General features: G+C 66.6%; 15 protein-coding genes. 5 read left to right on the top strand and 10 right to left on the bottom strand.

Features of this window, described 5'->3' with window-relative positions:
• Positions 1-6 precede the first annotated feature (6 nt).
• Both LDO15_RS09285 and LDO15_RS09290 read left to right on the top strand, forming a co-directional pair.
• Positions 7-444, top strand: a complete 438-nt coding sequence (locus tag LDO15_RS09285; RefSeq protein ID WP_223986276.1) for an SRPBCC family protein — start codon at positions 7-9, stop codon at positions 442-444.
• Between the two features lie 129 nt (positions 445-573).
• The gene (locus LDO15_RS09290) at positions 574-900 is read left to right on the top strand and encodes a YciI family protein (protein WP_223986278.1); all 327 of its coding nucleotides are present in this window, start codon (positions 574-576) and stop codon (positions 898-900) included.
• A 223-nt stretch (positions 901-1,123) separates the two neighbouring features.
• Here LDO15_RS09290 and LDO15_RS09295 read toward each other — a convergent pair whose 3' ends face one another.
• From LDO15_RS09295 to LDO15_RS09305, 3 genes are read right to left on the bottom strand one after another with little or no spacing between them, the layout of a single operon-like run.
• Positions 1,124-2,185 (bottom strand): NAD-dependent epimerase/dehydratase family protein, encoded by a 1,062-nt coding sequence (locus tag LDO15_RS09295; protein WP_223986281.1) that lies wholly within the window; start codon positions 2,183-2,185, stop codon positions 1,124-1,126.
• Positions 2,182-3,063 (bottom strand): MTAP family purine nucleoside phosphorylase, encoded by an 882-nt coding sequence (locus tag LDO15_RS09300; protein WP_223986284.1) that lies wholly within the window; start codon positions 3,061-3,063, stop codon positions 2,182-2,184. The genes LDO15_RS09295 and LDO15_RS09300 overlap by 4 nt, the downstream gene beginning before the upstream one ends.
• A gap of 51 nt (positions 3,064-3,114) precedes the next feature.
• Entirely contained in the window at positions 3,115-4,581 is a 1,467-nt protein-coding gene (locus tag LDO15_RS09305) for a glycosyltransferase family 87 protein (RefSeq protein WP_223986287.1), read from the bottom strand.
• 112 nt (positions 4,582-4,693) lie between these two features.
• Between LDO15_RS09305 and LDO15_RS09310 the strand changes: the two genes are divergently transcribed.
• Together LDO15_RS09310 and LDO15_RS09315 are read left to right on the top strand one after the other, a co-directional pair.
• On the top strand, positions 4,694-5,872 hold the full coding sequence (locus LDO15_RS09310) for a molybdopterin-dependent oxidoreductase (protein WP_223986291.1): 1,179 nt from the start codon (positions 4,694-4,696) through the stop codon (positions 5,870-5,872).
• 50 nt (positions 5,873-5,922) lie between these two features.
• Positions 5,923-6,369, top strand: a complete 447-nt coding sequence (locus LDO15_RS09315) for a hypothetical protein (protein WP_223986293.1) — start codon at positions 5,923-5,925, stop codon at positions 6,367-6,369.
• Here the strand turns inward: LDO15_RS09315 and LDO15_RS09320 are convergent.
• The 4 genes from LDO15_RS09320 to LDO15_RS09335 form a co-directional block, all read right to left on the bottom strand.
• Positions 6,309-7,013 carry a methyltransferase domain-containing protein gene (locus LDO15_RS09320; protein WP_223987236.1) on the bottom strand — a complete coding sequence of 235 codons (705 nt, stop codon included), beginning with the start codon at positions 7,011-7,013 and terminating at the stop codon, positions 6,309-6,311. The genes LDO15_RS09315 and LDO15_RS09320 overlap by 61 nt on opposite strands.
• On the bottom strand, positions 7,013-7,681 hold the full coding sequence (locus tag LDO15_RS09325) for a DUF2064 domain-containing protein (RefSeq protein ID WP_223986295.1): 669 nt from the start codon (positions 7,679-7,681) through the stop codon (positions 7,013-7,015). The genes LDO15_RS09320 and LDO15_RS09325 overlap by 1 nt, the downstream gene beginning before the upstream one ends.
• Before the next feature lie 8 nt (positions 7,682-7,689).
• Complete coding sequence (locus LDO15_RS09330; protein WP_223986297.1) at positions 7,690-8,394, bottom strand: glycosyltransferase family 2 protein; 705 nt, start codon at positions 8,392-8,394, stop codon at positions 7,690-7,692.
• 168 nt (positions 8,395-8,562) lie between these two features.
• A complete protein-coding gene (locus LDO15_RS09335) occupies positions 8,563-9,240 on the bottom strand; it encodes a hypothetical protein (RefSeq protein ID WP_223986299.1) in 678 nt (225 codons plus the stop codon).
• Positions 9,241-9,665: 425 nt separating this feature from the next.
• On the opposite strand from LDO15_RS09335, the gene LDO15_RS09340 reads away from it, so the two are divergent.
• On the top strand, positions 9,666-9,878 hold the full coding sequence (locus LDO15_RS09340; RefSeq protein WP_223986301.1) for a hypothetical protein: 213 nt from the start codon (positions 9,666-9,668) through the stop codon (positions 9,876-9,878).
• Positions 9,879-9,995: 117 nt separating this feature from the next.
• Here LDO15_RS09340 and LDO15_RS09345 read toward each other — a convergent pair whose 3' ends face one another.
• Genes LDO15_RS09345 through LDO15_RS09355 form a run of 3 tightly spaced genes read right to left on the bottom strand, consistent with a single transcriptional unit; the run spans position 9,996 to position 11,681 of the window.
• A complete protein-coding gene (locus LDO15_RS09345; RefSeq protein WP_223986303.1) occupies positions 9,996-10,343 on the bottom strand; it encodes a DUF6510 family protein in 348 nt (115 codons plus the stop codon).
• Complete coding sequence (locus tag LDO15_RS09350) at positions 10,340-11,077, bottom strand: FAD-binding oxidoreductase (RefSeq protein ID WP_223986304.1); 738 nt, start codon at positions 11,075-11,077, stop codon at positions 10,340-10,342. The genes LDO15_RS09345 and LDO15_RS09350 overlap by 4 nt, the downstream gene beginning before the upstream one ends.
• 10 nt (positions 11,078-11,087) lie before the next feature.
• Positions 11,088-11,681: a sulfite oxidase-like oxidoreductase gene (locus LDO15_RS09355; protein WP_223987238.1), complete on the bottom strand. Its 594-nt coding sequence runs from the start codon at positions 11,679-11,681 to the stop codon at positions 11,088-11,090.
• Positions 11,682-11,856: the final 175 nt, after the last annotated feature.

Genomic DNA, 11,856 nt, shown 5'->3' on the forward strand with positions numbered 1-11,856 from the left:
AAGACAATGGTTGACGTACTGACAGAGATTGTCATCCACCGGCCGCGCGCGGTTGTGGCCAGCTATGCCTCCGACCCCGAGAATGCCCCCGAGTGGTATACCAACATCAAGGCGGTCGACTGGGAAACCGCGCGGCCCCTGACGGTCGGATCCCGGGTGGCTTTCCGGGCCCACTTCCTGGGCCGGGACCTGGACTACGTGTACGAATTCACGGAGCTGGACCCGGGCGCGAGGCTGGTCATGCAGACAGCCCAGGGCCCGTTCCCCATGCAGACCACCTACACCTGGGCGGACGCGGACCGCTCCTCTACCCGCATGGCACTGCGCAACACCGGCAAGCCGGCGGGATTCTCCGCCGTCGTGAACCTCGTCATGGCACCGGTGATGCGCCGCGCGATGCAGAAAGACCTCGCCAAGCTGAAACAGATCCTGGAGGCTGCCTGACCGCCGTGCGTGCGCGCACGGCACGGCCCGCCCCGAGGAAGCCCTGCCCGGTTTGATTCACGCCGGCAGGGCAGGCCGAAGCCCAGCGCCAGGCCTTACGAACAGCGAACAACGATGAAAGGACATGTCATGAGCAAGTTCATCTATCTCTACAAGGGTCCGGCCACACCGGTGGACCAGTTCACCTCGGAGCAGTCGGCGGCGCAGATGGCCGCCTGGGGCGCCTGGATGGAGAAAATCGGTCCGGCCCTGCTCGAGGCGGGTGCGCCGTTCGCGCCGTCCCGCACCGCTCTGGTGGACGACGGCGCCGTGGTGGAAGCCTCGGACCTGAACGGCTACTCGATCGTGGAAGCAGAAAGCCTCGCGGGGGCCAAGGCACTGGCCGACGGCCATCCGTTCCTGTCCGACGGGAACGGAAAGTTCACCCTGGAGATCTTCGAGCTCGGCGAGATGTAGTCTCACAGCCGACCTGCCGCGCCGTCCGGGCGAATGCGGGAGCCGGCGTCCCCGACGGCGATCAGGGGAAGCCTCACGCTGGATCCCGGCCCGGACCCCTCAACTGCGGCCGGGTGTATCCACATCGCTAATGGCGCCGCACCAACAGCCTCACAGAGTCTGAAAGTGCCTCGTCAGTCGAGGTTGGGCCCCCTGAAGCGGCATATCGCGACACAGGCACGTGTCAGCCGGGTTCGCCGCGCAGGGGAGCTGTGGCAAATTCACGCATGCCTGATTCAAAGCCAACGGTCGGTTCCCATCCGAGTTCGGCCTTGATCCGCTCCGAGGACGCGGTGATGTGGCGGACGTCCCCCAGCCTGTATTCGCCGGTCACGATCGGGGCAGGTCCGGCACTGAACTTACTTAGAGCCGCGGCAACATCGCCGATGGTGTGCACCTCGGAGGCGCCGACGTTGTAGGCCCGGAATGCGGCAACGCCACCCGCGGACAGCGCCAGGGCGGCGGCGATGTTCGCGGTGGCGACGTCCCTGACGTGTATGAAGCTGCGGCGCTGGGCGCCGTCTTCGAAGACCCGGGGTGCCTCACCGCGGGCCAGGGCGGAGCGGAACAGCGAGGCGACGCCGGCGTAGGGTGTGTCGCGGGGCATCCGGGGACCGTAGACGTTGTGGTAGCGCAGGGCGATCGCCGCGCCGCCGGTGCTGCGCGCCCATGCGGCGGCGAGATGCTCCTGGCTGACTTTTGATGCCGCGTAGACGTTCCGCGGATCCAGGGGCGCGTCCTCGGTGACCATGGCCGGATTGAGAATCGCGCCGGACACCGGGTTGCGGGGGTCGTAGATCCCGGTGCGCAGATCGGCCTCGGCGCGCGGTCCTGGTCTGACCGCGACGCCGGTTTCAGAGTCGGTGTAGGCCCCCTCGCCGTAGACCACCATCGAGGAAGCAAGGACCAGCCGGGGGATGCCAAGACGTTCCATGGAGGCGAGCAGGACAGCGGTGGCGTAGTCGTTGTTTCGGATGTAGTCCGGCGCGTCGGCGAAGCTGACGCCGAGCCCGACCTTCGCCGCCTGGTGGCAGACGGTGTCGATCCCCTCGAGTGCACGGTCCGCCGTGTCCGGGTCCGTGAGATCGCCGGTCAGCAGTTCCACCCGCGGGTCAAGGGCCGGCGGCCCCGGGTGGAGGCCCGGGTCCAGGGAGTCCAGGACCCGGACCGACCATCCCCTGGCAAGGGCGGCGTCGACGATATGCGAACCGATGAACCCGGCACCGCCGGTGACGAGGAGCCTCACCGGGCGGACACGGACTCGCGTGCGGCCGGGAGTGCCATGATCCTGGCGACGGCGGTTCGATCCATCAGCCGGCGGGGGGCGTAGTCCTCGCTGATCGCCGCGATGGTGTCCTCCAGCACGGCCAGGATGCCGCGCTGGGCCTTCTTCAGCCGGGCAAAGACGGCCTCGGCGGTCACCGGGTCCGAGCCGTCGTGACCGGTGTCCGAATCCGTGACGAAGGCCAGATTGGCAAAGCCCATGTTCAACTCCGCGGCCAGCACGGGTTCGGGGTATTGGGTCATGCTGATGATGTCGGCACCGCCGCTGACGTACCACTGCGACTCGGCCTTCGTGGAAAAACGGGGTCCGTTGATCACCACCACCGTTCCTTGCGGGGCGTAGGGGAGACCCCGTGCCGCTAGCGCTGCCTCCAGATGCGAACGCAGTGTCGGGCAGAACGGTTCCGAGGCCGGCAGATGCTGAACGCCGGCCGGGGGGACGCCGTCGGCCACCGTGCCGTCGTAAAAGGTATCGGCGCGTCCCCAGGTGCGGTCGATCAACTGGTCGGTCACGACGAAGCTCTCAGGACCAAAGCCTTCCCGCAGCCCGCCCACCGCCGAGGAGGAAAGCACTGCCCGGACGCCGAGGCTCTTGAGCGCCCAGAGGTTGGCCCGGTAGTTGATCTTCTGCGGCGGAAGGGAGTGGTCGCCGCCGTGACGGGGAAGGAACGCCACGGTTCGCCCGCCCACGTCGGCCAGGGTCACAGGACCCGACGGCGGCCCGTAGGGGGTCCGGACGTCGAGGGTCGCGCGCACAACCGCCCCAGGGAGCTGGTAGGTGCCCGAACCGCCGATGATGCCGATGCGTGCGTGCGCGGTCCAAGGAAGTGGTGTGTCCATGGTGCAATCCTGCCATTTCGTCGGTTTCGATAGATGCAGGCCTTGTGCCCGTCACAAGGCCGCGGGGTCCGGCGCCCCGGTCATGAGTCCGGTGAGGGCAGCCAGCCGCAGCTCGTCGCGGCGCCGCAGCCAGGTGCCTCCGGCGATGGCCGCGGCAGCCAGGAGCAGGGCGCACTGGTTGAGTAGCTCGCTCCAGGGGCCGGCAGGGACCATGTAGATGACGTCGAGGGCGAGGATCACCCCCACGTACTCCCACCGCCGGCTCAGAACGATGAACGGCAGCAGCATGAGCCCGTACCAGGGGTAATTGGGGCTGACAATGAGCAACGTCAGCCCGATCATGACGGTCTGCTGTTCCCAGACGTTCGCCGCACGGGTGTGCCGCAGCACGGCCAGGGCGACGACGGCCAGGGCCGCGGCGCTGAGCACCGGAGGCCAGGGGCCTGCGGAAACTAGCTGTGCCAGGCCGAAGCGGATGCCGCCGCTCTGGCTGTAGTTCTCCTCCTTGAGATAGCCGGGCAAAAAGCCCAGGACACCGGCCCCCGCGATCGCCACGTAGGGAACGTAGAGCAACACGAACGTGGCCAGCGCCGCCGTGATGAAGCTGGCCGGGCGCCGCCACAGCAGCGCGGGGGCGGCAACGACCGGAATGAGTTTCGTTGCAACCGCGGCACCGAAGGACGCCCCCGAGCGGATCGGCTTGCCGCCCAGAAGCAGCATCCCGGCGGCAAGGATCAACGCTCCGCCCAGCACATCGACGTGCGCGTTGTTGACCGCTTCGAGCTGCACGAACGGGCTCCACGCCCACACGGCGGCCAGGTGCGGGGGTGATCCGCGGCTGGCCAGCGAGCAGCGGAGCAGCATCAGGGAAACCGCGACACTGATCAGCAGGCCGCCCAGCTGCAGCGGCAGATATCCGACCGTGTCCGGGACGGTGGCGCGGACGCCCAGAAAGTACAGTTCGGCCGTGGGCGGGTAGATCGTGGGCACGTGCGGACGGTTGATCGCCGTGCACAGCGGGTCCCCGGAAGGATAACCGGATGCGGCGACGGATTCCGTTCCGAACAGGTCCCTGGCACACACGGGCTTGCCGTCGGGGCCCGTGGAACCCGGGGCGAACAACCAGCCGGGGCGAAGCCTGCTGAGCGTTTCATCGATGGGCACATAGGAGTAGGGGGAGATTCCGGCTTTTTGGACGATACCGTCCCACGCATACCTGGCCGAATCGTTGCTGGTCCGGGGCGGGGCGCTCACGGCAACGAGGCCGAGCAGGACCGTTCCGGCGATGATGACGGCACCCACCTGACGCCGCGGAACGTGCCGCAGCAGGCCGACAGCCGCGATGAGGGCCAGCCATGACAGGCAGGTGGCGATAATCTGCGCCGTTTCGAGCGGGTTTCCGGGGACCACCATCCACCACAGCAGGGCCGCACTGGTGAGGAACACGAGCGGAAGGAGCACGAAGACCTTGATGGTGGTGCCGGTTGTCCGGTTGGGTTCTATTGCACTGACGCTCACTCTCCGATCCTGCCCCATCTCCGGCGCCGCACTTGCATCCGACAGGAGGTCTTCCGCGAATCGTAAGGTCTGACGGCACCTCAGGGGGCTGAAAAGGTGGTGTGATCGAGCTATGGAAAAGCTCACCAACGCTTTGGCCGCCAGGTTCGCCTCGCCCACGCGCAGCACCCGGCTCACCGTGGTCCTGGGGCGCTGGTTGGGGCTCAGCTTCACCATCTGTTTCCTGACCGGGCTCTTCAGTCACGGGCTGCAGGAGCCGCCGTCCTGGATGTTCTTCCCCACCAGCCCCGTCTGGATCTATCAGCTGACGCAGGGAATCCACGTCACCACGGGCATCGCTGCCATTCCGTTGCTGCTGGCAAAACTGTGGTCGGTCTATCCCGAACTGCTGAAGTGGCCGCCGGTGAAATCCGCGGCGCACGGCCTGGAGCGGGCATCCATTGCCTTGTTCATCGCCTCTTCGCTGCTGCAGCTGACAACGGGCCTGATTAACACCTATAAGTGGTACCCGTGGCCTTTCCCCTTCCGTCAAACCCACTACTGGCTGGCCTGGGTGATCTGGGGGTCGCTGCTGCTCCACATCGCCGTGAAACTTCCATTGATCATCGAGCATTGGCGTGCCCGGTCGGGGACCGGGGCCGGTGCCGGTTCCCCGGCACCGGTGACCGACGACGGCGGGGCACCCCCGGAGCCTGGCCGCTGGTCCCGGCGGGCCTTCCTGGCCGCCGTCGGCGTCACCACGGGCGCCGTCGTGCTCACGACGGCCGGACAGTCCTTCTCCTGGCTGGACCCGTTCAACCTCTTTGCACCGCGGAAGATGGGAACCGGCCCGCAGTCCGTCCCGGTGAACCGCACCGCCGCCGACGCCAAGGTCGCCGACCTGGCCGGGGCAAAGGACTGGACGCTCACCGTGAGCCATCAGGACACCCACCGCAGCCTGAGCCTCGCGGAGCTCCAGGCTCTGCCCCAGTATGAGCACGAACTTCCCATCGCCTGTGTTGAGGGCTGGAGCCAGACGGCCACCTGGCGGGGCGTGCGTATCCGGGACCTGGTCGCCTTAGTCGGCGCGCCGCCGTCCTCCTCGCTCCGGGTCACAAGCCTCGAACCGGAGGGCGCGTACCGGACGATGGACATGCACGCAACGTACGCACAGGACGAACGGACCCTGGTGGCCCTGGAACTGAACGGACAGACGCTCGATCTGGACCACGGGTATCCGGCCCGCATCATCGCCCCCGGACGCCCCGGCGTCCTGCAAACAAAGTGGCTGCACACCGTGGAGGTCCTGTGAAACCCGAGATGCCGGCGAAAGCCGCAAAACCCGCAGGGGCCGGAAATGCTGTGAAGATCTGGAGAATCGTCCTGGGCGCCGCGGGTGCGGCGCTGGCCGGATACGGGCTCCTGGGCCTGCCGACCCAGCTTGGACCCCCGCAGCTGCTCGGGCTCCTGGTGTGGATGGCGGTGGCCGTCCTTTTGCACGACGGCGTCATCGTGCCGGTGTCCACCGCGGCCGGCGGGGGCCTCACCCGGCTGGGGTCGGGGCTTCGTCCGGCGTCTGCCGCGGTGCTGCGCGGCGCCCTGATGACCGGGGTCGTGGTGACCGTGATCGCGGGGATTTTGCTGAAGGCCCAGTCCGTGGCCCGCAATACCAGCGCCCTGGAAGGGGACTACGCCGCCCACCTGCTCTGGTTCTGGGTGGTTCTGGCCGGCCTGGCCGCCGTCCTTGTTTACGGGATCGAACGGGCCGGGCCCGGCAGGGGCGAGAGGGAACAAAAAACGCGGCCCTGAAGGCGCCGGATGGCGGTGACAGCCCAGCCGCCGGCCTGCGCCCGGGATACCAGGCCGGCCGTGCCGGTCCGCGCCCAGGCGAACGCCTCGCTGCGGTTTCCCCGCTCGTCTTCGAGCACGGCCGAGTAGGCGGTGTCGATGTATTCGTCGGCTTCCACTTCGACCAGCAGCGTGCCGGTCGGGGCAATGAGTTGCCGGCACCGGCCGAGCAGGGCCGTGACGCTTCCTCCGATTCCGATGTTGCCGTCGAGCAGGATGACGGACTGCCACTGCCCGGACTGCGGTACCGGGGCGAAAATTGACTGTTCGAGGGCGCGGGTACCGCGGCCGCGGGCCAGCCGGACCGCTTCGGCGCTGGTGTCGATGCCCAGGGCGGCCAGGCCGAGCGGCCGGGCGGCAGCCAGGAGCCGTCCCGGGCCGCACCCAACGTCGAGGACCGGGCCCCGAAGGCTCTGCAGCAGCGACAGCTCCGCCGTGCTGGCATCCTCGCACCAGGTGCTGACATCGAAGTTCACCGGCTCGGCAGGATGGTAATCGCTTTCCGGACGGAGGGTGAGGGTTCCGGTGCCGGTCTGCAGGGCACGGGTGTAGGGCTCGCTTTCGCCCTGGCCGAAAGAGGCGGCGGGTGCCACGGCAGTGGACATCACAGGAGTGCCTCCGCTTCTTGCCGGGGGCGCGGCACCCGGGCGGCGGTTTCGGCCACCGCTTCGGCGAACGCGCTGTCCGGAATCTCGGCCGCGATCTGCAGGGCGTCACTGAAGTGGTCCATATCGCGCAGTTCCGGGAGCATTCCGACGTTGAGCCCGGCCGCGGTGAGCCGGGCGAGCTGCGAGGCCCCGGTTGTCGTCGTGGACATTGGAACGCCCCGGATCAGGTTTCCGTCCGGCCGGCGCAGCGCCAGTGCCCAGAAACCGCCATCGGTTGCCGGGCCGATCCAGGCTTGGTGCCGGGCGTGCGCAGCTGACCAGTCATTGAGCAGTGGCGCCAGATGGTCCGCGGAGAATTGCGGGGTGTCCATGCCGATGATGAGCAGTGGACCGCTGACGGCGTCGCAGATGGCGGCCAGCCGCTCATCCAGGCCTCCGGATGCCTGCGGCAGAACCGTGAATCCGGCGGCGTCCCACGCGGTGGGCGTGCCGTCGATCACCAGCAGCCGGCGGCCGGCCGGGAGGCTGCGCACCGAACCCAGGGTGCGGCTGAGGCTCAACTGCGCCAGTTGAGCCGCGCCTTCGGGTGGCAGCGGCGGACTGAGCCGGGTCTTGACCCGTCCCGGCACGCACTCTTTGGCGATGACCGCCACTGTCAGGTCCATGCTTGTCCTCATATACGTTCTTCGCGGCGGCCGGTCATCCGGACCGGTCCCGACGGCAGCAACGACTTTGCCGCCCTGAGCTGGGCAGACATGTCGTTCACCGCGGTAATCGTTCCGCGGATGGTCCCGGTGACTTTCGATTTGCCGGTACGCGGGGCATACGGCACGGGGATCTCCGCGATCCGCCAACGGCGAAGGCTCGCTTTGAGGAACATTTCCAGGGGGTAGCCGCTGCGCCGGTCCGCCAGGCCCAGGGAAACCAGCCCTTCGCGGCGTGCTGCCCGCATCGGTCCAAGGTCGGTCACGTGTTCCCCGGTCAGGCGGCGGATCCGCGATGCCAGCACGCGGTTGGCGATGCGGGCGTGCAGGGGCCACGAGCCGGGCTGCGGCTGGCGGCTGCCCAGCACCAGATCCGCGCTTCCGTCCATCACGGGGGCGAGGAGCGCCGGGAGCTGCGCCGGATCCAGTGAACCGTCGCAGTCACAGAAGGCCACGAATTCCGCCGTCGCAGCGAGCAGCCCGGCATGGGCGGCCGCCCCGAAACCCCGCCGGTCCTCCCGGACCACGGTCGCCCCGAGGCTCTGCGCGAGCTCGCCGGACCCGTCCGTGGAACCGTTGTCCACGACGATGGCCCGGTACCCGTCCGGCAGGCGCGACAGAACCCAGGGCAGGGCGCCCCGTTCGTTCAGGCACGGCAACACTACATCAACCATGGATCCGGTCATTTCAAACACCCTTCAAGGCTACGGATCCGGCAGCGCCGCCGCGCCCCGAAATCCTTACGGTATGCGGACGGAAAAGTGCCGCGGACCCCCAAGGGAGGAGCCGCGGCACTTCCCGCCGGTGCAGAACAATCCATCCGGCAGGTTATTTCGGAGGAATTACTTGGTGTTGACGGTGATCTTGGCGATGCCAACGAGCATGTCGGCCTTCACGGCGTCGGTCTTGAAGGTCTTGTTCAGCAGGCCAGCAGCGGTGTCAGAGACCAGGACGCGGGTGCCTTCAAGGATGGCGGTGTCCCCGGACTTTGCCAGCGGCTTCAGGGTGGAGCCGTCCAGGTTGAAGATGTAGGCCTGCTTTGCGGCAACCGTGCCGTTGACCGCGACGTCGCCGTAGAGCTTGGAGGTGCCAGGGTCGATCGTGAAGTTGGTCAGATCAACCTTGGTGTCCCCGGAGGTCAGGGAGAAGCCGGAGCCGGCGTGGTTGATCAGGCCCTGGACGTAGGGGCGGTAGTCCTTGGCGGGGTCGTAGTAATCGACCTTGCCGCCGGTGATCGGGAACACGAGCGACCCGTCGGTCAGCTGCGCGGTGCCGATCACGCCGGGGGTGAGCTTCAGGGTCTTCAAAGCCTCGGCGAAGGAGGAGTCCAGCTTCACCGCGGTGGACGTCCCGGTCAGCGCCGGGATGGAGGCCAGCGGCTTGGGCATCTCGGCCGCCGCCGAAGCGGATGAGGAGGCCGGCGCACTGGAGGCATTGTTGGCCGGGCCGCACGCGGCGAGGGAGAACATGAGCGAACCGGCAGCCGCGACGCCCAGGAAAGTCTTGATTGATGTACGCATGGGAGTACTCCTATAACTTGTGGATCGATGTGGGCCAGCCCTCGCGACCGTGGATCGGGCAATGCATTTCTGCGTGGGCCGGAGGCTGTCTGTCAGGAGTACTTCGACATCGACCACCCCTCCGGATGGGTAGCTCGGGGAATGATGTCATTCTGTTACATGAAGCACGCCCGTCGTGGCGTGCCTCAACGCAGCGCCACGAGCAGCAGGAGTGACTCGCAGGCGGATATCCCCGCGGACGGCGGCCCCATCTGACCGGAAACATGCGCCGTGGCCATCGCGCATCCTTGGACGCGCAATCGAAGAATGTCCATTACATCGGACGCGTCCGGGGCTGCCCCGAAAAGTCTGGCAACCCGACTCACCGCGGGGACCTCGGCCTGACAGCGGCCCGTCTCAGCGGCCTGATCCTTCATTGCGCTGCGATGTTCATCGAACCGCTCGTCAGCATCATTCCGGGGAGCACGGCCGTGATCACCCAGATCAACGCGATGGGCCCGGCCAGCGTGGCCTGGTACGCCGTTCCGTCACTGCTGCTTCTTGCCGGCCATCGGCGACAAAAGGCTGCCGTCACAGCGCTCCTGGACGCGGCGCTGCTGAACGTCCGTGTGACCATGTACAACGGCACTGCGCTCTGAATCCACCTGACCGCCGACTTCGCGGCCGTTGTAGTGACGTCGGCGATCCTGGCCCTCCTCACCCGGCCGCCCCGCTATCTCAGGACGACTGAAGGGAAGCCTTCCAAGAGGTACGCGCTAGCGCTCCCGGTCGATCTGCAGATAGCTGAGTCCGCTGACATCGAGCCAATATTTAGTGGGAGTCTCTACGAGTCGCAGCAGGACGCCGTCACAGGAACTGCAGCGTACAACGATTCCCGGGGCGTCGGCATAGACCGTTGCTTCCCCGAAGACCCGGACGGCTCCACAGTTCTTGCACCGACCGATTGCTGCAACGATGTCAATGCGGAACAGTTCCCACAGCGGTCCCGCAACCGCGTTTCCGTCAAGATGAGGTATTGGATTGCCAGCGGTTCCGGCGATGTCCTGGTCCTCGAGGCGCGGGTCCTCAGGGCCAGGGGAAGCCGAGCCGTTGTTGCCAGTCACCGGATTCCTCCTGTTCCGCCGAAGCGTTCGGTTTTGATGGAGGCGGCCGGATAGCCCGCCTCCACCAGCCATTCGGTGACCGTTTCGACAAATACTGTCTGACCACAGATGAAGATGTCGGGGGCAGCGTCCGTTGGCAGGATGCTTGCCAGCAGCGTTTCAGCGGTGAGCCGTTTCGGAGTGGTGGGCCAGCCCTCGGGCACTTTGCGTGTGTAGAAATAGTCGACGGCGAGCTTGGGGGATTCCTGGCCCAAGGTGAGCAGTTCCTCCCGATAAAACCCCGACTCCGGGGATTTGAGCGAGTACAGCAATCGGAAGGGTGAAGGATTCTCGGAGGCCTCATGGGCACGGATCATGGACATGAGCGGGACGATGCCGGATCCTCCGGCGATCAACTGAACCGGGTTCGGGTCCGTCGGCCGCCAGACGAACCAGCCGCCGACGGGGCCGCGGATCTCCAACTGGTCTCCGACCATCAGGTCTCTGACCAGATAAGGGGAGACCTCTCCGTTGGCCAATTCGTCGACCGTGATTTCCAGGATTTCGTCCATGCCGGCTGTTGCCACGGAGTAGGACCGAACTGCGGTGTAGCCGTCGTCCGCCGTGAGCCGGATATCGATGTGCTGGCCGGCAAGATTGCCGTTCAGACCGTCCACGCGCAACCCGATGGTTCGGGATGATTCCGTTTCGGGAACGCCACTGACGACGTCGGCGACACGCCACAGGGTGCTCATATGTCCTGCCTCATGAGTAGCGCTCCTCGCGCCACGGGTCGCCGTAGATGTGGTACCCGTTGGATTCCCAGAAGCCGGGAACATCGTGCGGCATCAGTTCGAGGCCATTGATCCACTTTGCACTCTTCCAGAAGTACAAGTGGGGTATCAGCAGGCGCGCAGGTCCGCCGTGGGCCCGTTCCAGAGGTTCGCCGTCGAATTCCCAGGCCACCCATGCCTGGCCGTCGAGAAGGTCCTGTAGCGGTACGTTGGTCGTGTAGCCGCCGTAGGAGTGGGCCGTCGTGAACTCAGACGTTGTCTCCACATCCTCGAACAAGGTGTCCAGGGACACCCCGCGCCACGAGGTGCCCAGCTTGGACCAACTGGTCACGCAGTGAATGTCCGAGCGGATATCAGCCTGCGGGAGCGCCATAAGATCATCCCAGGACCAAGTGCGGTGCTGCCCCGTCTCGGTTGTAATGAAGAATTCCCAGTCCGCCGGGGAGACATAAGGTGCCGGGCCTGCTGTCAGCACGGGAAAGCTTCCCGTCTCGTATTGCCCGGGGGGTAGCGCTGGATTGCCGGTCCGCCTTTTTCCATGAAATCCAGACGAGATGATTCCCATCATGTACCTCCGATACGGAGCTCCGCCGGTCAACTTTGCTCGGTTCCCCAACGATATGGCAACGGCACGGCAGGGTCCAGACTGCGAACACTCCCGGTCCCGTCAGGAGCCTCCGCGAAACCCGCCATCAAGACTCAAGGGGACGAAGCACGTCCCTAGACGAGTCGCAGCCGGT

It is taken from the genome of Arthrobacter sp. NicSoilB8, assembly GCF_019977355.1.
Classification (GTDB): domain Bacteria; phylum Actinomycetota; class Actinomycetes; order Actinomycetales; family Micrococcaceae; genus Arthrobacter.